22 protein-coding genes are annotated in these 23,574 nt (G+C 63.5%); 14 read left to right on the forward strand and 8 right to left on the reverse strand.

Features of this window, described 5'->3' with window-relative positions:
* The 6 genes from ABWL39_RS06925 (at position 1) to ABWL39_RS06950 (ending at position 9,280) form a co-directional block, all read left to right on the forward strand.
* Complete coding sequence (locus ABWL39_RS06925; RefSeq protein ID WP_367788461.1) at positions 1-1,023, forward strand: ABC transporter permease; 1,023 nt, start codon at positions 1-3, stop codon at positions 1,021-1,023.
* On the forward strand, positions 1,020-2,726 hold the full coding sequence (locus tag ABWL39_RS06930) for an ABC transporter ATP-binding protein (RefSeq protein ID WP_367788463.1): 1,707 nt from the start codon (positions 1,020-1,022) through the stop codon (positions 2,724-2,726). Before ABWL39_RS06925 ends, ABWL39_RS06930 begins: the two co-directional genes overlap by 4 nt.
* 407 nt (positions 2,727-3,133) lie before the next feature.
* Positions 3,134-5,005: an alpha/beta fold hydrolase gene (locus ABWL39_RS06935; RefSeq protein ID WP_367788465.1), complete on the forward strand. Its 1,872-nt coding sequence runs from the start codon at positions 3,134-3,136 to the stop codon at positions 5,003-5,005.
* A 107-nt stretch (positions 5,006-5,112) separates the two neighbouring features.
* Positions 5,113-6,396, forward strand: a complete 1,284-nt coding sequence (locus ABWL39_RS06940; protein WP_367788467.1) for an MFS transporter — start codon at positions 5,113-5,115, stop codon at positions 6,394-6,396.
* A gap of 112 nt (positions 6,397-6,508) precedes the next feature.
* A complete protein-coding gene (locus ABWL39_RS06945) occupies positions 6,509-7,951 on the forward strand; it encodes a TldD/PmbA family protein (RefSeq protein ID WP_367788469.1) in 1,443 nt (480 codons plus the stop codon).
* Between the two features lie 3 nt (positions 7,952-7,954).
* Positions 7,955-9,280, forward strand: coding sequence for a TldD/PmbA family protein (locus tag ABWL39_RS06950; RefSeq protein WP_367788471.1), 1,326 nt, complete (start codon positions 7,955-7,957; stop codon positions 9,278-9,280).
* An 84-nt stretch (positions 9,281-9,364) separates the two neighbouring features.
* Here ABWL39_RS06950 and ABWL39_RS06955 read toward each other — a convergent pair whose 3' ends face one another.
* Both ABWL39_RS06955 and ABWL39_RS06960 read right to left on the reverse strand, forming a co-directional pair.
* Positions 9,365-9,745, reverse strand: a complete 381-nt coding sequence (locus tag ABWL39_RS06955; RefSeq protein WP_367788473.1) for an NAD-dependent deacetylase — start codon at positions 9,743-9,745, stop codon at positions 9,365-9,367.
* Complete coding sequence (locus ABWL39_RS06960; RefSeq protein WP_367788475.1) at positions 9,721-9,876, reverse strand: Sir2 family NAD-dependent protein deacetylase; 156 nt, start codon at positions 9,874-9,876, stop codon at positions 9,721-9,723. The genes ABWL39_RS06955 and ABWL39_RS06960 overlap by 25 nt, the downstream gene beginning before the upstream one ends.
* A 445-nt stretch (positions 9,877-10,321) precedes the next feature.
* Here ABWL39_RS06960 and ABWL39_RS06965 point away from each other — a divergent pair, with 445 nt between their 5' ends.
* Complete coding sequence (locus ABWL39_RS06965) at positions 10,322-11,779, forward strand: catalase (protein ID WP_367788477.1); 1,458 nt, start codon at positions 10,322-10,324, stop codon at positions 11,777-11,779.
* Positions 11,780-11,809: 30 nt separating this feature from the next.
* Here the strand turns inward: ABWL39_RS06965 and ABWL39_RS06970 are convergent, their stop codons facing one another.
* From ABWL39_RS06970 to ABWL39_RS06985, 4 genes are all read right to left on the reverse strand, one after another.
* Positions 11,810-12,565: a GAF domain-containing protein gene (locus ABWL39_RS06970; RefSeq protein ID WP_367788479.1), complete on the reverse strand. Its 756-nt coding sequence runs from the start codon at positions 12,563-12,565 to the stop codon at positions 11,810-11,812.
* Between the two features lie 80 nt (positions 12,566-12,645).
* Complete coding sequence (locus ABWL39_RS06975; protein WP_367788481.1) at positions 12,646-14,337, reverse strand: AMP-binding protein; 1,692 nt, start codon at positions 14,335-14,337, stop codon at positions 12,646-12,648.
* A 309-nt stretch (positions 14,338-14,646) separates the two neighbouring features.
* The gene (locus ABWL39_RS06980; RefSeq protein WP_367788483.1) at positions 14,647-15,399 is read right to left on the reverse strand and encodes a FadR/GntR family transcriptional regulator; all 753 of its coding nucleotides are present in this window, start codon (positions 15,397-15,399) and stop codon (positions 14,647-14,649) included.
* 96 nt (positions 15,400-15,495) lie between these two features.
* On the reverse strand, positions 15,496-15,831 hold the full coding sequence (locus tag ABWL39_RS06985) for a PilZ domain-containing protein (protein WP_367788485.1): 336 nt from the start codon (positions 15,829-15,831) through the stop codon (positions 15,496-15,498).
* A 232-nt stretch (positions 15,832-16,063) separates the two neighbouring features.
* On the opposite strand from ABWL39_RS06985, the gene ABWL39_RS06990 reads away from it, so the two are divergent.
* Entirely contained in the window at positions 16,064-16,414 is a 351-nt protein-coding gene (locus tag ABWL39_RS06990) for an ArsR/SmtB family transcription factor (RefSeq protein WP_367788487.1), read from the forward strand.
* Between the two features lie 188 nt (positions 16,415-16,602).
* Here ABWL39_RS06990 and ABWL39_RS06995 read toward each other — a convergent pair whose 3' ends face one another.
* Positions 16,603-17,199 carry a hypothetical protein gene (locus tag ABWL39_RS06995; protein WP_367788489.1) on the reverse strand — a complete coding sequence of 199 codons (597 nt, stop codon included), beginning with the start codon at positions 17,197-17,199 and terminating at the stop codon, positions 16,603-16,605.
* A gap of 80 nt (positions 17,200-17,279) precedes the next feature.
* Between ABWL39_RS06995 and ABWL39_RS07000 the strand changes: the two genes are divergently transcribed.
* The 6 genes from ABWL39_RS07000 to mobA all read left to right on the forward strand — a co-directional run bounded on the left by ABWL39_RS07000 (position 17,280) and on the right by mobA (position 22,315).
* Positions 17,280-17,687: an RNA-binding S4 domain-containing protein gene (locus ABWL39_RS07000; protein WP_367788491.1), complete on the forward strand. Its 408-nt coding sequence runs from the start codon at positions 17,280-17,282 to the stop codon at positions 17,685-17,687.
* Between the two features lie 177 nt (positions 17,688-17,864).
* A complete protein-coding gene (gene trxA, locus ABWL39_RS07005) occupies positions 17,865-18,191 on the forward strand; it encodes a thioredoxin TrxA (RefSeq protein ID WP_367788728.1) in 327 nt (108 codons plus the stop codon).
* 145 nt (positions 18,192-18,336) lie between these two features.
* Positions 18,337-19,593, forward strand: coding sequence for a transcription termination factor Rho (gene rho / locus ABWL39_RS07010; RefSeq protein WP_367788493.1), 1,257 nt, complete (start codon positions 18,337-18,339; stop codon positions 19,591-19,593).
* A gap of 108 nt (positions 19,594-19,701) precedes the next feature.
* Complete coding sequence (gene rpmE, locus ABWL39_RS07015) at positions 19,702-19,914, forward strand: 50S ribosomal protein L31 (protein WP_367788495.1); 213 nt, start codon at positions 19,702-19,704, stop codon at positions 19,912-19,914.
* A gap of 143 nt (positions 19,915-20,057) precedes the next feature.
* Positions 20,058-21,716: an ArnT family glycosyltransferase gene (locus ABWL39_RS07020; RefSeq protein ID WP_367788497.1), complete on the forward strand. Its 1,659-nt coding sequence runs from the start codon at positions 20,058-20,060 to the stop codon at positions 21,714-21,716.
* Entirely contained in the window at positions 21,713-22,315 is a 603-nt protein-coding gene (mobA, locus tag ABWL39_RS07025; RefSeq protein ID WP_367788499.1) for a molybdenum cofactor guanylyltransferase MobA, read from the forward strand. The genes ABWL39_RS07020 and mobA overlap by 4 nt, the downstream gene beginning before the upstream one ends.
* Here mobA and ABWL39_RS07030 read toward each other — a convergent pair.
* Positions 22,298-23,560: a D-amino acid dehydrogenase gene (locus tag ABWL39_RS07030; protein WP_367788501.1), complete on the reverse strand. Its 1,263-nt coding sequence runs from the start codon at positions 23,558-23,560 to the stop codon at positions 22,298-22,300. The two genes, mobA and ABWL39_RS07030, sit on opposite strands and share 18 nt — an antisense overlap.
* Between the last annotated feature and the right edge of the window lie 14 nt (positions 23,561-23,574).

Consider the following 23,574-nt stretch of genomic DNA (forward strand, 5'->3'; position numbering starts at 1 on the left):
ATGGCAAACGCACAAGGTTTTTGGGCACAAGCGATGCGGCGCCTGTTCTCGGGTTGGCTGGCGCGCATCTGCCTGGCCGTCCTGCTGGTCTTCTTCGCCGTCACGGCGGCGGGTTGGCTCGGGCTCGTTGGTTCGAGCTGGAACGAGCCGGTTGCCGTCTCGTATGCGAGCCCGAACTTCCTCGCCGATCTGCCCAACCCGCAGGGCGAGGCGAGCCGGCTCAAGTACGATAAGGTCGAGATGGATGCGGAGAGCCGCGAGGTCGACCCGCTGGCGCCGAACTACGCCAAGTTCGACGAGCTCGAGAAGCAGTACCACCAGACCGAGCGGACGCTGGACTGGACGCGCCCCTTCGGCGCTGACAAGCAGGGCCGCGACATCATAGAGAAGACGCTGCAGGCCTCGCAGGTGTCGATCACCGTGGGCGTGGTGGCGGCCATCGTCGCCGTCATGCTCGGCACGGCGCTAGGCGCGCTGGCGGGCTATTTCGGCGGCAAGACCGATGCCGCGCTGGAATGGCTCTACAACGTGTTCACGGCCATGCCCTACATCCTCTTGGTGATGGCGGTCGCCTCGATCATCACCACGCCCGGCGTGAGCACGGTGGTGCTGATCCTCGGAGTGACGGGCTGGACCGGCACCTACCGGTTGATTCGCTCCGAGTACATCAAGCAGCGCAGCCGCGAGTATGTGCAGGCCGCGAGCGCGATCGGGGCGAGCGACAGCCGCCGCATGTTCGTGCACATCCTGCCCAATGTCAGCCACCTGATGCTGGTGCAGCTGTCACAGCTGGTCGTTGATTTCATCAAGTCCGAGGTGGTGCTGTCCTTCCTGGGCTTTGGCGTGCCGACCAGCGCCGTGTCCTGGGGCATCATGATCAACGAGGTCCGCGTCGAGCTCGTCGTCGGCAAGTGGTGGCAGCTCGTCGCCGCCGCCGGCACGATGTCGCTGTTCGTCGTCACCTTCGGCCTGTTCACCGATCTGCTGCGCGATGCGCTCGATCCCAAGGCCCGCCGCAAATGAGCCGCGAGGAAAGCCAATCCATGTCGAATCAAGCATTGCTTGAGGTGAAAGACCTCAAGGTTGAGTTCAAGCTGGGGCAGGGGCAAAGCTTCACGGCCCTGAAGGGCGTCAGCTTCACCATCCCCGCCAACAGCGTCGTCGCGCTCGTCGGCGAATCGGGCTCGGGCAAGTCGGTCTCGGCGATGGCCGTGATGGACCTGCTGCCGCACGAGAATACCGTCATCGCGCCGGAGAGCCGACTGGTATTCGACGGCAAGAACCTGCTGGGCGAATCGAGAAACCAGCGCCGCGACCGCTGCGGCGCGCAAATGTCGATGATCTTTCAGGAACCGATGTCGTCGCTGAACCCGGTCTACACCGTCGGCAGCCAGATCGCCGAGGTGCTGCGCCTGCACAAGGGCTTGGGCAAGCGCGAGGCGCTCAGGCGCGCGGTGGAGCTGTTGCGCGAAGTCGGCATCCCCGAGCCGGAAACCCGCGCCAACAGCTATCCGCACGAGATGTCGGGCGGCCAGCAGCAGCGCGTGATGATTGCCATGGCGATCGCCTGCGAGCCCAAGCTGCTGATCGCCGACGAGCCGACCACGGCGCTCGATGTCACCATCCAGAAGCAGATCATCGAGTTGCTGATGAGCCTCAAGTCGCGTCACGGCATGTCCATCCTGTTCATCACGCACGACCTGGCGCTGGTGAAGGAGATCGCCGACCAGGTGGTGGTCATGCAGCACGGTGTGATCCGCGAGCAGGGGCCCGCCGCCGAGGTGTTCAGCGCGCCGAAGGACGCCTACACGCGTGCGCTGCTCGCCTGCCGGCCGACGCTCGACCGTCGCCCGCTGCGGCTGCCGGTGGTCGACGATTTCCTGCAAGGGCGCGAGCATGAATTGCCGCAAGGCGAGCGTGCGCGCGGCGTGGCGCCGAACGACCCGATCGTGCTCGAGGTGAAGCACCTGAAGAAGGTGTTCACGCAAAAGCGCGGCCTGTTCGGCAAGCACGAGATCCACGCGGTCAAGGATGTATCGTTCAAGCTCGCGCGCGGCAAGACGCTCGGCGTGGTGGGCGAGTCGGGCTCCGGCAAGACCACCATGGGCAAGTCGCTGATCCGCCTGCATGCGGCGCAGGGCGGCGAGGTGATCTACAACGGCAAGAACCTGCTCGGCCTGAGCGAGCGCGACTTCCTGCCGTACAAGAAGAAGCTGCAGATCATTTTCCAGAACCCGTATGCCTCGCTCAATCCGCGCTTCACCATCGGCCAGATCCTGATCGAGCCGATGCAGATCCACCGCATCGGCGCATCCGACGACGAGCGCGTGGCCAAGGCGCACTACCTGCTCAAGCGCGTGGGGCTCAACGAGCAAGCCTTCCACAAGTACCCGCACGAGTTCTCGGGCGGACAGCGTCAGCGCATCGGCATCGCGCGCTGCCTGACGATGGAGCCGGAAATCGTGATCTGCGACGAATCGGTCTCCGCGCTCGATGTCTCAGTGCAGGCGCAGGTGCTCAACCTGCTGCAGGAGCTGCAGGACGAGATGGGGATGAGCTATATCTTTATCTCGCACGACCTGTCGGTGGTGAAGTACATCTCCGACGAAGTGCTCGTGATGAATCAGGGCGAGATGGTCGAGTACGGCAACTCGGACGCGATCTACCACGACCCCAGGCACCCGTACACGAAGAAGCTGCTGGCGGCGATCCCCGGGCGAGTTTGACCTCGTTGATCGGGTGTCGGAGAACTAAGGCAGAGTTCTAGGCTCGCAGGCTCGCCAAGAACTTGCGGGGTTCCTGGCGGTGCCAGGAACTAAGGCAGTTCTAGGTTCGTAGACTTGCCAAGAACTTGCCTTAATCTCCGACGAAGTGCTGGTGATGAACCGGGGCGAGATGGTCGAGTACGGCAACTCGGACGCGATCTATCACGACCCCAAGCACTAAGGCAGTTCTAGGCTCGCGGGCTCGCCGAGAACTTGTCACGTTCCTGGCCGGGCTTGCCTCATGTAAAGAAGCCGCACTGCAGGGGCCGCAATCGCGGCCCCTGTCGTAAGGTTTGAACGGCCATATCAGAACAGGCCACCCGCGAAGGCGGCGCCACATCGATCATTCGACTGCTATTGGAGACGCCATGAAACCGACCATGAATACCGCTGTGCTGCTGGCAGCCTTGCTGGGCGCGGGTTACAGCGCTGCGGCCGAGCAGATCCCGGTGCGCGAGTTCTTCAGGAACCCGGAGCGCACCAATTTCCAGATCTCGCCCGACGGCAAGACCCTCTCCTTTACCCAGCCGGTCGAGCGGCGCCTCAATCTCTATGTGCAGCCGCTGGGCGGCGAGGCGAAGCAGGTGACGGCGGTGGCCGACCGCGACATCCGCCAGTATTTCTGGAAGGGTGACGACTACCTGCTATTCCTGAAAGACAATGGCGGCGACGAGAATTTCCACCTGTTCGCGGTGGACCGCGACGGCAAGACCACGCGCGACCTGACGCCGTTCGACAAGGTGCGCGTCGAGCTTATCGACGATCTGAAGGACCACCCGAGCGATGTCATCATCGGCTTGAACAAGCGCAACCCTGAAATCTTCGATGCCTACCGCCTCAACATTCGGACCGGCGAGCTCAAGCTGGTGGCGAAGAACCCAGGCAAGATCACCGGCTGGGTGACCGACCACGCAGGCCGCATCCGCGTCGCGACGAGCTCGGATGGTGTCAACACCAGCTTGCTGTACCGCAAGAGCGAGGCAGCGCCGTTCAGGACGGTGCTGACCACGAGCTACAAGGAAACGCTGCAGCCCTATACCTTCACCTTCGACAACAAGTACCTGTACGCGGGCTCCAACCTCAAGCGCGACAAGATCGAACTGGTGGTGTTCGACCCCGCCACCGGCAAGGAGCTGAAGCACCTCTACCGCCGGCCCGACGTGGACCTCGACGGCGTCAGCTATTCGCGCAAGCGCAAGGTGCTGACGACGGCCGACTACACCGACTGGAAAGGCGAGCGCGCCTATCTCGATAGCGAAACCGAGGCGCTGTACAAGACGCTCGAAGCCCGCCTGCCAGGCTACGAGGTGGCCATTGCCGCGAGCAACCGGAACGAGGATGTGTTCATCGTCGCCACCTACAACGACCGCACGCGCGGCAGCCGCTATCTCTACGAGGCCGGCACCGACACGCTGACCAAGCTCGGCGACGTCACGCCCTGGTTGCCGGAAGCCAGCATGGCGCCGATGAAGGCGATCAGCTACCGCTCGCGCGACGGGCTGACGATCCACGCCTACCTGACGTTGCCGCTTGGCAAGGAAGCGAAGCAGTTGCCGGTCATCGTCAATCCGCACGGCGGCCCGTGGCACCGCGACGAATGGCGCTTCAACCCCGAGGTGCAATGGCTCGCCAACCGCGGCTACGCGGTGCTGCAGCCCAATTTCCGCGGCTCCACAGGCTATGGCAAGCGCTTCTGGATGGCGAGCTTCAAGGAGTGGGGCGGCAAGATGCAGGATGACGTCAGCGACGGCGTGAAATACCTGGTCGACCAGGGCATCGCCGACCCGAAAAAGGTCTGCATCTATGGCGGCAGCTACGGCGGCTATGCGACGCTGGCTGGCGTTGCCTTCACGCCGGACCTGTACGCCTGCGCGGTCGATTACGTTGGCGTTTCCAACCTGTTCACCTTCATCAAGACCATTCCGCCTTACTGGAAGCCCTTCATCGAGCAGATGTACGACATGGTCGGCCACCCGGAGCGCGACCGCGCCTTGCTCGAAGCGCGTTCGCCGGTGTTCCACGTCGATCGCATCAAGGCGCCGCTGATGGTGCTGCAAGGCGCGAAGGACCCGCGCGTGAACATCGACGAATCGAACCAGATCGTCAATGCGCTCAAGGCGCGTGGTGTCGAGGTGCAATACATCGTCAAGGACAACGAGGGCCACGGCTTCGCCAACGAGGAGAACCGCTTCGATGCCTATGAGGCGATGCAGGCCTTCTTCGCCCGCTACCTCGATTGATCGGCCCCGGCCAGGGCGGCCCTGTGTCGCCCCGTCTTACCCTGTCATGATCGAAACGGCGGTGGCCTGATGCTGCCGCCGCTGCCGTCGGCGTGACACCATAACGCATGCTCGATTCGATACGAACCCAATACCGGCTGCTTGGCCGGCCATTTTCATTGTTCCTGCTGCAGGACTGGCTCACGCTGATCAGTATGCTCAGCGGCAAGGTCGGTCTCGCCTGGTGGATCGCCAGCCATGGCGGCGCACGCGACCTGGCCTGGTATGGCGCCTGCGTGTCGGGAGCGATCCTGGTGCTGACGCCGATACTCGCCCCCTTCGGCGACCGTTTCGACAAGCGTCTGGCCATCGCCTGGGCGCTGGTGGTGATGACGCTCAACGCGCTGGTGGTGGCGACCCTGTGCCAGCTCGGCATCTATCGCATCGGCCTGATCATCGGCCTGCAGCTGATCCACGCGGTGACGCTGGCGGTGATCATCCCGGCCACGCTGTCGGTCGCGGCCGACGTGGTCGAGACCACGCACCTGCAGCAGGCGCTGGCGGTGCAGAAGACGGCGCAGGCGCTGGGCCGCACCATTGGCCCGGCGCTGGGCGGGGCCGCCCTGGCCATCGCCGGCGAGGCCAGCGCCTTGTGGCTCGCGGCGCTGTTCGCGGGCATCTCGGCGTGGGCCACCTTCCGCGTCCCGCCGTTTGGCCGCAAGCCGCGTGCGGCGCCAACGCTCACACAGTGGTGGCACGATTTCCGCATCGGCATCCTGATGCGCTGGCGCATCCCGCTGGAGCGCTACTGGACCACGCTGTCCTTCCTCTTCATCCTGTTCTTCGCCCCGGCCACCGGCATGCTGATGCCCTTGATGGTGAAGGCGCGTGGGTTGTCGGGCGGCTGGCTTGGCGTGATGGAGATGGGCCTGTCGATCGGCATGCTGGTCGGGCCGCTGGCGCTGTCGCGCCACCTCAATGCGCGTTTTGGCCGCTACCGCGCCAATATCTTCTGCATCTGCGGCGAGGCCGTGGGCGTGTTCGTGGCGGGGCTGATCCATGTGCCGCTGGCGCTGGCCCTGTGCTTCGTGTTCATCGGCCTGTGCCTGTCCTGCTACGTGCTCAATGGGCAGACCCACCGCATGCTGGCCGTGCCGGACGATTTCCGTGCCCGGCTGATGGGCGTGAACATGGCGATCTACGAGTCGGGCTCGGCGCTCGGCGTGACGATCGCCGGCGTGGCGCTGCTCAGGTTGCCTGTCGATCAGCTATACCTGGTCTACGGCGTCATCATGGGCGTGCTGGCACTGGGGTTTACCGTTATTCCGGGTTACCGCCAGTTCATCAGCCTGCCGCACGAAGCCGTCAAGGATTACTACCGCCGTACTTATCCGCAGGCCTTTCAGGCCTGAGACGCGGCCCTTGTCGTGCCGTGATCAGGCGCCATGCGCGCCGCCTGGCTGACCACGACACGCGGGCAATCGACGACAGATTCAACAGGCAGTTAAAACAAAAGAGGAAAACATGATCGAGGAAATTAAACAACGCTTCCGGGCACTCAAGCCCGGCACCGCGTTCTGCGCGCTGCGCTTTGTCGAGGAAACCGGCGAGCGCCTGGAGGTACGGCAGGACGTCGAACAGCCGCTGACGAGCCAGACCGACCGGGGTGTGATGATCACGGTGATCGACGGTGGCGGATACGGCTACGCCGCCACCTCGGACCTGTCCACCGCCGGCCTGCAGGCCGCGCTGGATCGTGCCCGCGCCTGGGCGGCGGCGACGCGCAGCCATTCGGTGTTCGACTACGGCAAGGTTGCCCTGCCGCGCCCCACGGGCCGCTACCAGAGCCCCTCGCTGAGCCAGTCCCCGCGCTGGACGCGGCGCGAGCTGCTCGACCTGCTGATGGCCGAGTCGCGCGCCTGCAAGCTAGACGACCGCATCGTCGACTGGCATGCCTTCATCGAGCGCAAGCAAAGCCGCCAGCTGTACCTGACGCACGACGGCGCCGAGGTCGAGCAGCTGTTCGACTTCGTCATGCCGGGCCTTGCCGTGACCGCCTATGGCGACGGCGACAGCCAGACGCGCAGCCTCGGCGGCCAGTACAACGGTTATTGCCGCCAGGGCGGGTTCGAAATCCTGCAACAGGCCGGACTGATCGGCGCCGGCCGCCGCGTGGCGGAAGAGGCGATCGAGCTGTTGACGGCACCCAACTGCCCGAGCGGCACGATGGACCTGCTGCTGAAGCCCGAGCAGATGATGCTGCAGATCCACGAGTCGATCGGCCATCCGCTCGAGCTCGACCGCATCCTGGGCGATGAGCGCAACTACGCCGGCACCAGCTTCGTCACGCTCGACATGTTCGGCCAGTATCAATACGGCTCCGAGCTGCTCAACGTCAGCTACGACCCGACGCTGGCCCATGAATTCGCCGCCTTCGGCTGGGACGACGACGGCACGGCTGGCGCCAAGACCTTGCTGATCAAGCGTGGCAAGCTGCTCAAGCCGCTCGGCGGCGCGATCAGCCAGGCGCGCGCCGGCATCGACGGCGTCGCCAACTCGCGTGCCTGCTCGTGGAACCGCGCGCCGATCGACCGCATGGCCAACCTCAACGTCGAGCCGGGCGACAAGACGCTCGCGGAGATGATCGCCGGCATCGAGCGCGGCGTGATGATGGATACCAACGTCAGCTGGTCCATCGACGATTCGCGCAACAAGTTCCAGTTCGGCTGCGAGCAGGGCTGGCTGATCGAGAATGGCGAGATCAGGCATGTCGTCAAGAACCCCAACTACCGCGGCATCTCGGCCACCTTCTGGCGCTCGCTGAAAGCCGTCGGCAACATGAGCACCTTCGACGTGATGGGCACGCCGTATTGCGGCAAGGGCGAGCCTTCGCAGGTGATCCGTGTCGGCCATGCCTCGCCGGCCTGCCTGTTCGGCAATGTCGATGTGTTCGGTGCGGAGGAATAAACCATGATCAAACAATACTTCCACGACCTCGCCGACCATCTCGCGGCCCAACTCCAGCGCGGCGAGGACTACACCGCCTGGCTCGCCGGCGAGCGCTCCGACTTCGTCCGCTTCAACCATGGCAAGGTGCGCCAGGCGGGCGAGGTGAGCCAGCTCTACCTGACACTGCGGCTGATCCAGGGGCAGAAACATGTCAGCAGCCAGCTCACGCTGGCTGGCCGGCTCGATGACGACCGCGGTCAGCTCTCGGCAGAAGTCGCCAGGCTGCGCACCATGCTGGCCGATGTCGCCGCCGACCCGCACCTGTTACTGAACACCGCGCCGCAGTCAGGCGAGCATATCGAGCCCTCACGGCTGCCGGCCGCCGAGGCGATCGTCGACGACGTGGTGAATGCCGCCAACGGCTTCGATTTCGTCGGCTTTCTCGCCTGCGGGCCGGTGTTCAACGGCTTCGCCAATTCCTGGGGGCAGCGCAACTGGCAGGAGAAAGCCAGCTTCAGCCTCGACTGGAGCCTCTACGCCGGCGGCGACAAGGCGGTCAAGGCGGGTTACGCCGGCACCGAATGGGATCGTGACGCCTTTCGCGCCAAGTTCGACCATGCTGCCGCGCAGCTGTTGCTGTTGCAGCGCCCGGCCAAGACCATCGCGCCGGGCAGCTACCGTGCCTACCTGACGCCCGGCGCGCTGGCCGAGGTCATCGGCATGCTCAACTGGGGCGGTTTTTCCGAGAAACAGCTGCGCAGCAAGCGCAGCTCGCTGATCCGGCTCGCCGATGGCGAGCAGGCGCTGAATCCGATGGTATCGCTGCTCGAACATACGGCCGAAGGCCTGGCACCGGCTTTCCAGAGCGAGGGCTTCATCAAGCCGGCCAAGGTCGATCTGGTCAGGGAAGGCCGCTTCGCCGGCAGCCTGATCTCGCCGCGCAGCGCCAAGGAATACGGCATCGCGGCCAATGGCGGCAACGAGGGCGAAATCATGGAGTCGCTGCAGATGGCGGGGGGCGAGCTGGCGCAGGCGCGCATCCTGGCCGAGCTGGGCACCGGCCTCTACATCAGCAACCTGTGGTATCTGAACTTCTCCGACCGCATGAACTGCCGGCTCACCGGTATGACGCGCTTCGCCACCTTCTGGGTCGAGAACGGCGAGATCGTCGCGCCGCTCAACGTGATGCGCTTCGACGACAGCGTCTACCGCATGCTGGGCAAGAACCTCGAAGCGCTGACGCGCGAACGCGAGCTGCTGGTCGAAACGCAGACCTACGGCAGCCGCCAGACCAGCAGCCAGCTGTTGCCCGGCGCACTGCTGAGCGAGATGGCCCTGGTGCTCTAGGGCATTGCCCTGAGCGCAAATACCGGTGCGGCCTGCAGCGGCCTTGCAGGCCGCGCCGGTATTGCTTTCCAGGCCATCGGTAGCTCAACCGCTGGCTGGCCACGCCGCCGCCAGCCGCGCCGGCAACACCTCGCCGGCCTTGCCGTGCAAATTGAAGCTGGCCGTCGCATCGAGCGGCGTCGGCCTTGGGTTGACCGACACCACGGCGGCGCCGCTGTGGTCGGCCAGATAGGGCGCCGCCGCCGCCGGGCAGACCCGGCTCGACGTGCCGACCGACAGCAGTACGCTGCAATCCGCCGCGGCCTGCCGGGTAGCATCCAGCACAGCCTCCGGCAGCATCTCGCCAAACCACACGACATCGGGCTCACCGTGCGGGCAGGCCGGTGGCGAGCCGGCCTGCCCGCACCAGTTATCAGCCCGGTGATGCCGGACGAAGCGCTTCACCCGCCGGATATCGCCGTGCACTTCCAGCCATCCGGGCTGCCGACCTGCTGGTGCAAGCCGTCGACATTCTGCGTGAGCAGCGCCGGCTTCGGCACCCGGCGTACAAGCGCCGCAATCGCGCGGTGGACGAAGTTGGGCTGTACTGTTTCCATTCGCTCGCACCGCATACCACGCCCCCACCCGTTGCGAGTTGCGCTGGAAGGCGTCAGGTATTGCCAGGCCCTCCACGCGGTATTGCGACCACAAGCCGGTCAGCGCATCGCGGAAGGTTGGGCCGATTCGGCCGACTCGCCTGCACCGGTGAACACGACGACATGCTGGGCATGGCGGAGCTGATCGAGCTGGGGCGGGGGGAGGGCCATCGGTGATCCTCGGTCTAGGCAATGGCTTAGATGCAATTAATAGTAATTAACTATTATTATTGAAATAAATATAAATTAGATAAATCGTGGCTCGATGGCTAAAGTGAAAGTCGTTATCACTCACGACACAGAGACGGCCATGACATCACTGCAACAGCTCTTTGCTCATGAAGACTGGATCACGCTCTGGTCACACTTCGCTGCCAACGCCTGAACGCCCAAAGGAGACCCGTACATGAACCCCGCCCAGCACCTCACATCCAGCAACGGCGCCCCTGTCGCCGACAACCAGAATTCGCTCTCGGCCGGCCCGCGTGGCCCGCTGTTGCTGCAGGACTACCATCTGGTCGAGAAGCTCGCCCAGTTCAACCGCGAGCGCATCCCCGAGCGCGTGGTGCATGCCAAGGGCTCCGGCGCCTATGGCACTTTCACCGTCACGCAGGACATCAGCCGCTATAGCTACGCCAAGTTGTTCAGCCAGGTCGGCAAAGAGACGCCGGTTTTCCTGCGCTTTTCCACCGTCGGCGGCGAAAAGGGCTCGGCCGACACGGCGCGCGACCCGCGCGGCTTTGCGGTCAAGTTCTATACCGAGGAAGGCAACTGGGACGTGGTCGGCAACAACACACCGGTATTCTTCCTGCGCGACCCGAGCAAGTTCCCCGATTTCATCCACACGCAGAAGCGCGACCCGCAAACCAATATGAAGAATCCCGACGCGATCTGGGACTTCTGGTCGCTGTCACCCGAGGCGCTGCACCAGGTCACCATCCTGTTTTCCGACCGTGGCACGCCGGATGGCTATCGCTTCATGCATGGCTTCGGCAGTCATACCTTCAGCCTGATCAACGCGGCTGGCGAGCGCTTCTGGGTCAAGTTCCACTTCAAGTCGAAGCAGGGCGTGAAGAACCTGAGCCCGGCCGAGGCCGACCGGCTCGCCGGTGTCGATCCCGACTATGCGCAGCGCGACCTGTTTGCCGCCATCGAGCGCAAGGCATTCCCGCAATGGCGCGTCTGCATCCAGGTGATGCCCGAAGCCGATGCGGCGAACTACCGCATCAACCCCTTCGACCTGACCAAGGTCTGGCCGCACCAGGATTACCCGCTGATCGAGGTGGGCACGCTGGAGCTCAATCGTAACCCGGTCAACTACTTCGCCGAGGTGGAGCAGGCTGCCTTCGCGCCGACCAATATCGTGCCCGGTATCGGCTTCTCACCCGACCGCATGTTGCAGGGGCGCATCTTTGCCTACCCGGATGCACACCGCTACCGCATCGGCGCCAATTTCGCGCAACTGCCGGTCAATGCGCCGCGCTGCCCGTTCCACGTCAACCACCGCGACGGTGCGATGAGCGTGGGCGACAACGGCGGGGCAGGGCCGAACTACGAGCCGAACAGCTTCGGCACGCCGACGCAGAACCCGGCGGTCAAAGAGCCGCCACTGGCACTCGCCGGCGCTGCCGATCGCTACGACCATCGCAATGATGGCGACTACTACAGCCAGCCCGGTGCGCTGTTCCGGCTGATGAGCCCGGCGCAGCAGCAGTTGCTGATCGACAATATCGTCGCTTCGATGAAGGGCGTGACCCGGCGCGACATCGTGCTGCGCCAGCTCAAGCACTTCCATCTGGCCGACCCGGCCTACGGCATGGGCGTGGCGGCGGGCCTGGGCATCCCGGCGAGCGATTTCGCCTAGCCTCGCCGCGCCACGGCGGCTGGATCGGGCTCAGCCCCGGTCCAGCCGTTTCTTGTGCTTCGCGATATTGTCGTTGAGCTGGTGGATGATCTCGGTCGCCGTGCTGATGATCTGCTTGGGATTGAAGCCGGCCTTTGCCAGCTCGCGATAGAAGGTCTTGGCCAGCAGCTTGGCCATCTGGTCCGGGTGTTGCACGGCCGTGGGGGAAAACGGCGAGCGGCCTTCTTCCTGTTCCTGCGCCAGCGCCATCTGGGTGAAGCGCGAGTGCAGGGCGCTCTGCAACTGCATCACCTGGATCGACTTGCCGATGAACAGTGCGGCGATGTCGAGCAGGTTCTGGTCGTCGATATTGAACGGCCGGTTGTGGCGATTACCGCTGACATTGATGACGCCGATGATTTCGCCATTGAGCATGATCGGCGACGCGATCATTGATTTGCGCGGGTCGTCGCGCCGTCTGGCCGTCTTGGCATACGGGCTGCGTTCGATATCCTCGATCAGCAGTGATTTACCCGTGGCCAGCACCTGGCCGTCGATACCCTCGCCCTTGCGCACATTGCTGTCATAGGCCTTGGGGTCGATCGGGCCGAAGGTGGCGGCGAGCTTCAGGTGCAGCTCGGCCAGCTCCTCCTCCTGGCTCAGCAGCATGATCGAGCAGTAGTCGGCATGCAGCATGCGGGCCGCCAGCGCGACCAGCTCCTGCAGCTTGTCATCCTGGTTGCTGCCGGTATCTACGGCTGCCGTGATCGTCGCTAACTTGTCGAGCAGGCGGGCGGTGTTTTGCATGGAGTCCGTCCGGGTTCGGGAAAAGAAAACCGGCCCTGCGGCCGGTTTCAGTATAGGCACAAGCTGCCTTTGCGGCGAGCTTATGCCGGGACCGCTTCCTTCTGCGGTTTGGCCTGCTGCTTGGCCTCCTCGCGCAGATCCTTGCGCAAGATCTTGCCGACGTTGGTCTTCGGCAGGTCGGTGCGGAACTCGATCTGGCGGGGTACCTTGTAGGCGGTGAGCAATTTCCGGCAATGCTCGATCACGGCCTTCTCGGTCAGCCCCTGATCTCTTTTGACTACATAGGCACGCACCAGTTCGCCCATTTCCTCGTTCGGAATGCCGATCACGGCAACTTCGAGTACGCCCGGATGCTGGGCGATCACGTTTTCGACTTCGTTCGGGTACACATTGAAGCCCGACACCAGGATCATGTCCTTCTTGCGGTCGACGATGCGGATGCGGCCGTCTTCTTCGACCTGGGCGACGTCGCCGGTCAGCAGCCAGCCATCGGGCGTGATCACCTTGTGAGACTCTTCCGGGCGGTGCCAGTAGCCCCCCATGACATTCGGGCCGCGCACGCACAGCTCGCCAGGCTCGCCAATGCCAAGCTCGCGGCCTTCCTCGTCGCGGATGCTGACTTCGATCGACGGCAATGGCAGGCCCACGGTGCCGGTGAAGCTGCCGGTCTCCTGCGGGTTCACCGATACCACCGGCGAGGCTTCGGTCAGGCCATAGCCTTCGAGAATGACGCAGCCGGTGCGCTGTTGCCAGCGGTCGGCCACCGCCTCTTGCGTGGCCATGCCGCCCGACAGCGAGAATTTGAGGCGCGAGGTATCCACCTGCGCGAAGCTCGGGCTGTTGAGCAGCGAGTTGAACAGCGTGTTGACGCCGATGATCGCCGTGAACTTGGAGTCCTTGATGACCTTGATGAAGGTTTCCGCGTCGCGTGGGTTGGTGATCAGGATGTTCTTGCCGCCGACCATGAAGAAGGTGATGCTCGCGACCAGCGCAAACACGTGATAGATCGGCAGCGCCGTCACCATCACCTCATCCGCGCCGACCTGGGCGAGCGAGGTCACCTGCAGCACGTTGGCGATGATGTTGCGATGGCTCAGCATCGCGCCCTTCGACAGGCCCGTCGTGCCGCCCGTGTATTGCAGGAAGGCGAGGTCGGTGTTCTTCAGCGTCGGCTCATCGAGCTTCTGCCTGGCACCCGCCGCCATCGCGTCATTGAACTTGATCGCGTTGGGCAGGCTGTAGGCCGGTACCATCTTCTTCACGCGCTTGATCAGGAAGTTGACGAGCCAGCGCTTGGGCGCCGGGCACAGGTCGGCCAGCTCGGTCACGATCACGTGTCGCACCGGCGCTTTGCGCATGGCTTCCTGCAGCGTGGCGGCGAAGTTGGCCGCGATCAGGATGGTCTGCGCACCCGAATCAGTGAGCTGATGCGCGAGCTCGCGCGCGGTGTAGAGCGGGTTGACGTTGACCACGACCATGCCGGCACGCAGCACGCCGAACAGCGCGACAGTGTACTGCAGCAGATTGGGCATCATCAGCGCGACGCGGTCGCCCTGCTTGAGCCCGAGATCCTTTTGCAGGTACGCGGCAAAATCGCGCGAACGCTGGTCCAGCTCGCGGTAGGTCATCGGTGTCATCAGGTTGACGAAGGCAACCTTGTCACCGTGCTTGTCGACGGCGTCTTTCAGCATCGCCACCAGCGACGGGTAACGATCCGGATCGATTTGCTCGGGCGCCCCTTTCGGATAGCTCTTCAGCCAGATTTTCTCCATGAATTTCTCCTCGTTGTTCAAACCTGTCGGTGGATGATTATTGTTATGGAATATTTAGAGCGCTTGCTTTAGTCGGGCATCATATGCCAACCCTGCTGATTTGATAAGACTTTTCGGCTCATCAGGCGGGGGCTGAGCGGGGCGGCAGCCACCGAGCCCGCAACCATGTCGGCGGGTGATCGTAACAAATTAAGCCCAGCCCAGGCTATTTTGTTCGACAGTAAAACTGTTTTACATGGTGTATTGGGTCAAGCCGGAACCCGGCGGGCGTGCCGGGGGCCGCGCCAGTAGGGCCGCGAAGATACGTGTCTAGAGGGGGGAGCCGACCAGCTTAGGCTCGGGCGGCAGCGATTTCAGGTACTGGCGCAGCGGCAAGGTGTGCTCGCTGAGGTAGTCGCGGTAGTGGTCCATCAGGGCATAGCCAACCAGCTCCTTGGCCAGCACCCGCTTGAGCAGTGCCTGGTGAAAGCGGATATGCGCGGCGACGTCGATGTGCTCGAAAAACAGCTGCACGATGCGCCGGCGCAAGAGCGAGGTCGAGTTGCTGATCAGCTGCATCATCGTGCTGCCTTGCTGGCGCGACAGCCGGTTTTGCAGCTCCACCTCGATATCGACGACCTTGGCCATATTGCCGGGGCTTTCCAGCAGATGCAGCTGTTGCCGGAAGGTGTCTTCCAGCTCGTTGGAGGTGGCACGGTTGCCTTCGCGCTTGGCGGCAAACATGATCGATAGCGGCAGGAAGAAGGTCCACTGATCCAGCGCTTCCAGCAGGAATTTGCCACCGAGATCGAGCTCCTTGATGCTGAACACGCAGGCGAGAAAGTCGATCCCGCTGCATTCCTCGTAGTTCTCGATGGTGATGCCCGACCCCTGTACCGAGCGTATCAGGCCCATGCGCGCCAACTGCTTGAGGGCCATGCGTAACGAGGTACGGTCCACCCCAAGCTGATCCGCATACAGCCGCTCCGGTGGCAGGCGATCACCGGCCTTGAGGTCGCCAATGAAAATCTTGGCAATCAGATAGTCGGCAATCTGGTCGGGGAGGGTGCGGTTGGGGCTCATGGCGAAGCATCATAGCAACTTGGCGACCGCGCTGCATCGCCATGTTCCTGTTTTAGCAATAACTTATGAAGCACGGTGGCGTACGCGCCCGGCTTGCTATTGCGGCCTGAGCCGCGCCAACACCGCTTGCAGTGCCTGCGACTGCGAGGTGAACCTGACGCCGCTGCGAAACTGGCTGATGTTGCCAACCAGGGTCGAATGGACGACCTGGCACGCCAATTCGATTGCCTGGCGGCTGCCACGCGCCGGATCGGTCACTTCGAGGAAGAGCTGGTAGCGCATGCCGATCGGCAATGCCTCGTCGGACAGCAGGCCGGCACCACTTTGCGATATCTCGATTGCCCTGGCGTGAATGATGTTGCGCTTGCCGGCTTCCACGAGGGCGGCGCGCCAGCTGATCGTGGAGCGCGGGTGGGTACGTTGGTTGGTCATTGCTGCTATGTGGAGCGATTAATGTCGGAAAACGGAGCTGCGCGCGAGCGCAGCGGGAAGATTACCTCAAGCCAGGCGCCGCTGCATGGGTAAACGCGCAATGCTTGTCCCTGCGTAAGATTGGGGGGAAGCGCCTGCCGGTCTCAAAAGGGATTGTCAGGAGTTGTGCCATTCAATATATGTTTTGGTATAGTGACGATCATGCCCAAGGTCATTTCTTGAAGCTCAGTAAATGGACAGTACACAGATTGATGCGATGCGCGGCGCAGCCGACCGCGCGACCAGCCTGCTCAAGACGCTGGCGAACGAAGACCGGCTGATGCTGCTGTGCCAGATGGTCGGCGGCGAAAAGTGCGTGGGCGATTTCGAGGCGCTGCTCGATATACGGCAGCCTACCTTATCCCAGCAACTGGGAGTGTTGCGCAACGAAGGCCTCGTCAGCACACGTCGGGACGGCAAGCATATCTACTACTCGCTGGCGAGTAGCGAGGCCGTGCGTGTGCTCGAATTGTTGTACAGCCTGTATTGCCCGATCGCGGCGGCGGCATCGCCCGAAGAAAAAAGAAACCCCGGCCAGAGGTGAGGACCGGGGTAAAGGTCAGACGGAGAGCCGGGGCTGGCTTGAGTCCAGCCCCACTAAGCCAGCCCCGGGGAAGAAGCCGGCAAGCCCTGATTGCCGTGCGGTTAGATTGTCGGACAATCTGGCTTTTGTGTCAATAAACATTCCGCATGTCATATGCTGTGCCAGCTGGCGTGCGGCTGCCTGCTTGCTCAAGAAGGGGTTAGGTCGAACACTAGCTCGTGCCGCACCACCCAATCGGTGCCTTGCTGGACAAGAATCCTGACCTTCACGCCACTCGGCTCGACCAGGCACGGGAAGGTCGCCGGCGTGGCGCAACGGCGTGCCTGCTGGATCAGCCCAGGGCTGGCGTTGGGCAGTTTGCCCGCAGCAGCGGCGATATCGTCGGCACCCAGTGCGGAAAACTGCTGCCTCTCGTCGTCGCTGAACTGTGGCGCGGTGAAATCAGTCCCGTTCGCCATCTCTAGTGGGTGCCACGGCGATTGCTGCTGCTGGGCTGGCAGGGCAATGGTTGCCCCTTCGTAGATCAGGTTCAGCTTGTTTTCCAGCGCCGCTTCGAGCTTTATCCTGGCGCCTGGCGAATCGATGTGAAACCGATAATGCGAGAAGCTTTCGAGCGACTCGACGGAAAAGCGATAGCTTGGGCGATTCAGCTCGGTGAGCCGAATATTGCTGAAGCTGGCGCCGATGCCCCTGGTGTTGATTTCCAGGGAGCGGATTTCCTGAGCATGGGCCGACGCGGCACATAGGCCGGCCAGCGCGGCAAGGCGGACGAAACGGAGTAGCATGGCGGTTATAGATGTTGTTATGAAGATGCACGGCTATCATAGCATCTCGCTGTCATATTTAATTCATAGAGGAATAGCCGGTGGGGCACAAGCAGCAAGCGCCAGCGCACGACGAACGGGTGCGGATCGACAAATGGCTGTGGGCCGCGCGCTTCTTCAAGACGCGTTCGCTGGCTGGTGAGGCGGTCGAGCTGGGCCGCGCCTGGATCAACGGCGAGCGGGTGAAACCGGCGCGTGCGGTCAAGGTGGGCGACCGTGTCACCATCCGCCGCGGCGAGGATGAAGCCGATGTGCTGGTGCTGGGATTGTCCGAGGTTCGCGGGCCGGCACCCGTGGCGCAGCAGCTCTATGAAGAGACGCCGGAGAGCCTTGCCCGGCGGGCAGATCGCCGCGAGCAGGCGCAATGGCAGGGCGATGGCGGGTTCGAAGGCAAGGGCCGTCCGACCAAGCGTGACCGACGGCAGATGGGGCGCCTGACGGGCGGCTGAGCGACGCATTGGGCGCATGCGGCTTTTCACCTGCGTCGATTTCGGCTACGATTTTTTTACATGGCCAAGGCTTGGCCGGGTTTCTCCATCGCGATTTGCCTATTGCAATTTCTGCCATCGCGCACCATTTTTTTTTTATCCCGCATGTCTGCGGCTACCCAATTTAGCGAGGAACGTATGAGCGAACATATCCACCATGTGACCGATTCCACTTTCGAGGCCGAAGTGCTGCAATCGTCGACGCCGGTCATGGTTGACTACTGGGCTGACTGGTGCGGTCCGTGCAAGATGATCGCTCCCATCCTCGACGAAATCGCTCAGGAATATGCCGGTCGCCTGAAAGTTGCCAAACTCAATATCGACGAAAATCAGGGTACGCCCCCGAAATTCGGCATCCGCGGCATTCCGACCCTGATGATCTTCAAGAACGGCAATGTGGAAGCCACCAAGGTCGGCGCACTGTCCAAGTCGCAGCTGACCGCGTTCATTGACAGCCATATCTAAACCGGCTATCTTCCCCTCATAAATCGCATAAATCCGCCCCGGGAAGTCGATTCACAAGACCCGCTTCCCGGTCCGCAGAAGCCCTCCCGCGTTTACAAGCCGTTTTCCAACACCCTTCCCAATTCCGTTTTGTCACGGACACACCATGCATTTATCCGACCTGAAGCATTTTCACGTCTCGCAACTCGTGGACATGGCGATTGCCAACGAGATTGACGGCGCTAACCGCTTGCGCAAGCAGGATCTCATTTTTGCTCTGCTGAAGAACCAGGCCAAGAAAGGCGAGAGCATTTTTGGCGAGGGTACGCTGGAAGTGTTGCCCGATGGCTTCGGATTCCTGCGTTCGCCCGATACCTCGTATCTGGCCGGTCCGGACGACATCTATGTGAGTCCATCGCAGATTCGTCGTTTCAACCTGCATACCGGTGACACGATCGAAGGCGAGATCCGCACGCCGAAGGAAGGCGAGCGCTATTTTGCGCTGGTGAAGGTGGACAAGGTCAACGGCGAAGCGCCGGAGCATGCGAAGCACAAGATTCTGTTCGAGAACCTGACGCCGCTGTTCCCGACCGAGCCGCTCAAGCTCGAGCGCCCCATTCTCGGCGAGGAGAACACGACCGGCCGCGTGATCGACATGATCGCGCCGATCGGCAAGGGGCAGCGCGGCCTGTTGGTGGCGCCGCCGAAGTCCGGCAAGACGGTGATGCTGCAGCACATTGCACACTCGATTGCGCAGAATTACCCGGAGTGCTACCTGATCGTACTGCTGATCGACGAGCGCCCGGAAGAAGTGACCGAAATGCAGCGCTCGGTGAAGGGCGAGGTCGTCAGTTCGACGTTCGACGAGCCCGCCGCACGCCACGTACAGGTTGCCGAAATGGTGATCGAGAAGGCCAAGCGGCTGGTCGAGCACAAGAAGGATGTGGTGATCCTGCTCGACTCGATCACCCGTCTCGCGCGCGCCTACAACACCGTCGTACCGGCCTCCGGCAAGGTGCTGACCGGTGGTGTCGATTCGAATGCATTGCAGCGCCCCAAGCGCTTCTTCGGCGCCGCCCGCAATATCGAGGAGGGCGGCTCGCTGACCATCATCGCGACGGCCCTGATCGATACCGGCTCGCGCATGGACGACGTGATTTACGAAGAGTTCAAGGGCACCGGCAATATGGAAATTCACCTGGATCGCCGTATGGCTGAAAAGCGCTTGTATCCGGCGATCAACGTCAACCGTTCCGGCACCCGCCGCGAGGAACTGCTGATCCAACAGGACCAGCTGCAGAAGATCTGGGTGCTGCGCAAGCTGCTCTATCCGATGGACGACCTCGACGCGATGGAGTTCCTGCTCGACAAGATCAAGGGCACCAAGAACAACGGCGATTTCTTCGACTCGATGCGTCGTTGAAATCCGCGCAAGGTGCCCCCACTTGCAAATGGTGGGCATCTCACCCATAATCACGCGTTTTAAAGCGGCCCAGGTAAAACCCCTGTGCCCGCGTACTGAGGAAAAATCATGAAGCAAGGCATTCACCCGGAATACAACGAGATTACCGTTACCTGCTCCTGCGGTAATACTTTCCAGACTGGCTCGACCATGAGCAAGAATCTGCACGTGGAAGTGTGCTCGGCTTGCCACCCGTTCTACACCGGCAAGCAGAAGATCGTCGACACCGCTGGTCGTATCGACAAGTTCAAGCAAAAGTACAGCATGCTGGGCCGCAAGTAAGCGTCCATCTGCGTACCCGAGAAAGGCAGCCTTGGCTGCCTTTTTTGTTTTGCGCCACCTGCCTGGCGGGCTGGCCGCTGTCCATGCCGGTGGCGGCTAGGCCCTGCCTGCTATAATCGCGCCAACCTATCGATCGATCGCGCATGCTTACTTACACTCCCAGTACCGAAGCCCTGCCCCCCAAGGCCGATGAGCGGCCGTGGGCGCTATTCCTGTTGTGCATGTTGTGGCTGCTGCCCGGCATGATCGGGCATAACCCGTGGAAGCCGGATGAGCCGCACAGCGTCGGCATCGTCTACGGCATGTTGCGCGATGGCAACTGGTGGGTGCCCAGGCTGGCCGGTTTGCCGGTGCTGGAGGACGGCCCGCTGTACTTTCAGTTGTCGGCTTTTCTGGCGCGCCTGACAGCCGGCTGGCTGGCGGTACACGATGCGGCGCGCGTGGTGGCGACGGCCTTCGTGGCATTGGCGCTGACGTTTTGCGGCGGGATCGGGCGGGAGCTCGGTGGCCGCCGCTACGGGCGCGTCGTGGTGGTGCTGATGATAGGCTGCCTCGGCCTGCTGGTGCTGGGACATACGGCTACCAACGGCGTGGCGGCATTCTGCGGCTTTGCTGCGGCGTTTTACGGCATGTCGCTGTTTGCCCGCAACCCCTTGTGGGCGGGCGTCGCACTGGGGGGCGGGGCGGCGGTGTCGGCGATGTCGGCCTCGCTGTTCGAGCCGATTGTGCTTACCCTGATCGCGCTGGCGCTGCCGCTGTGTTTCCGCCACTGGCGCAGCCAGCGCTATGCCATTACCGGCCTGACTGCGCTGGTGACGGGCGGGCCGGCCATGCTGCTATGGTTTCTCGGTCTGCGGGCGAGCGACCCCGCCATGTTCGCGCAGTGGCTCGCACATGGCGCGTGGTTCCGCTTCGATGGCTTTGCCCACCCCTCCCGTCTGTCCGAAATCAGCTTCTATCTGCGCACCCTGCCGTGGTTCGCCTGGCCGGCCTGGCCGCTGGCGGTGTGGACGCTCTGGGACAGCCGCCTGACCGGCTATGCCCGCCCGCCCGTGCAGTTCTCCCTGCTGGTGCTCGGCATCATGCTGTCGGCGCTGGCCCTGTCGCCGGCGGTGCAGGATGACTACCTGCTACCCTTGCTGATTCCCTGCTCGGTGCTTGCCGCGATCGGGATCGACCGCCTGCGCCACGGCGCCGCGGCCGCGCTGAACTGGTTCGGCGTGATGACCTTCGGCATGCTGGGGCTGTATATCTGGCTTGGCTGGACGGCCGCGATGACCGGCATCCCGCCGCAGCTGGCGCGCCGTGGCGATACCGTGATTCCTGGCTTCCACGCCCGGTTCAGCTGGTTCGAGCTGATCGTTGGTGCGCTGCTGACGGCCGCCTGGGTATGGGCCGTGTCGCGCCGCCGCCAGATGGGACGCCAGGCGGTCAGCAGCTGGGCCGCCGGTCTGGCGCTGTGCTGGAGCTTGCTGATGTTGCTGTGGCTGCCGGCGATCGACTGGGTCAAGGGCTACCAGAAGGTGGCGGTGGAGCTGGCTCAGGCATTGCCTGGCCAGTATGACTGCATCGCGGCAGAGGGCATGTCGCCCGAGCAGGCCACGTTGTTCGCCTATCACGGCAATGTCGCATTGAAGCCGGATGCGGCAGGCCAGTGCCAGTTGCTGCTGGTGCAGGGCACCGGGGACGAGGTTGCGCCGCAGGGCGACTGGCGCAAGATATGGGAGGGCGCGCGCCCAGGTGATCGGCGCGAGCGTTTCAGGCTGTACCAGCGCTTCACCCCGGCCTCGATCCGCTTATGAACGCACGCGGTATCACTGCCCTGGTGCTGGCCGGCGGCCGTGCCGAGCGCATGGGCGGGATGGACAAGGGCTGGGTCGAGCTGGCAGGCAGGCCGCTGATCGAGCGCGTGATCGAGCGCATTGCACCGCAGGTCGGCTCGCTTTGCATCAGCGCCAACCGGCATGCGGATCGCTACGCCACGCTCGGCTACCCGGTCTTCGCCGACGACGAGGCTGGCTATCTAGGCCCGCTGGCCGGTGTGGTGACCGCGATGCGCCGGCTGGCGAGCTCGCACTGGCTGGTCGTGCCGTGCGACACGCCATTCCTGCCCTTGGACCTGGTGGCGCGCCTCGCGGCAACGCAGGCGGCCAGCGGGGCGGACATCGTGGTCGCCGCGGATGCTGCCCATCAGCACAATGCGGTGTTTCTCGCGAGCGCGTCCGTCTTGCCCGGGCTGGAGCAGCACCTGGCCAGCGGCAAGCGCAGTATCGGCGGCTGGCAGGGGGGCTGCCGCCATGCCTACTGCCTGTTCGACGATGAGTCGGCCTTCGCCAATGTCAATTCGCCAGATGAACTGGCCCGTTTCGCGGCCGGACCGGGCTCAGCCGCCGCGTCCTAGCCACGCGAAATCCACTTCCGGCGCCTTGCCGCCGACGATATCAGCCAGCAGCTGCGCCGAGCCACAGCTGTGCGTCCAGCCCAGCGGGCCATGTCCGGTGTTGAGGAACAGATTGCGCAGGCGCGTCTTGCCGATCAGCGGGATGTTGTCGGGCGTGGCGGGGCGCAGGCCGGTCCAGGTTTGAATGCTGTGGCGCGGGCCGATGTCGGGGAACAGCTCGTAGGCACGATCGATCAAGGCCTGCAGGCGCACCGGGTTGAGCGTGGTGTCGTAACCGTTGAGCTCGGCCGTACCGGCCATGCGCAGGCGTTGTCCGAGCCGCGAGATCACCAGTTTTCGGCCCTCGTCGGTCAGGCTCACGCTTGGCGCCACCTCGGGCTTGGCGATGTCGATGGTGATCGAATAGCCTTTGGCCGGGTAGACCGGGATGCGGATGCCGAGCGGGCGCAGCAGCAGCGGGCTGTAGCTGCCCAGGGCGAGCACGTAGCTGTCGGCCTGCAGCGTGCGGCGGCGCCCGCCTGCCGCCTCGATTTCGACGCCGCCGAGCCGGTCGCCGTTCTTCACCAGCTTGAGGATCTGCGTGTCCAGGCAATATTCCACGCCGTTTGCCGCATTGCGCGCCGCCAGCGCCAGGGTGAAACGGTGGGCGTCGCCGGATTCATCCGCAGCGGTGTAGATCGCCCCCTGCAGCTGTTGCCGGATTGGCGCCAGTGCCGGCTCGATGCGCAGCGCTTCGTCGACGGAGACGACGCGGCGGTCGTTGCCGAGGGAGCGCATCCATTCGGCGGCCTTCACGCCGCCTTCAAGCTCATGCGGGTCGGTGAAAAAGGTCAGTATGCCATTCTCTAGGTGGTCGTACTGCAGCCCCAGCTCGCGCCGCAGTGCCTGCAGGCAGCGCCGGCTGTGTATGCCGAGCGTCACCAGCTGGCGGATGTTGGTGCGTGCGCGGCTGGCGCGGCACTGCAGCAGGAATTGCAGGCCCCATTGCCATTGCCGCGGGTCTGCCCGCAAGCGGAACAGCAGCGGCGCATCTTCCCGGCCCAGCCAGCGCAGTATCTTGTGGATGGCCTCGGGATTGGCCCAGGGCTCGGCCTGGCCGACTGAGATCTGGCCGCCGTTGGCGAAGCTGGTTTCCATGCCGGCCGCCGGCTGGCGGTCGACGACGGTTACCTCGTGGCCGGCCTGGCGCAGATACCAGGCGCTGGTGGTGCCGACCACACCGGCACCGAGAACGATCACCTTCATGCTGACATCCTGAA

The organism is Chitinivorax sp. PXF-14 (assembly GCF_040812015.1).
Taxonomy (GTDB): domain Bacteria; phylum Pseudomonadota; class Gammaproteobacteria; order Burkholderiales; family SCOH01; genus JBFNXJ01.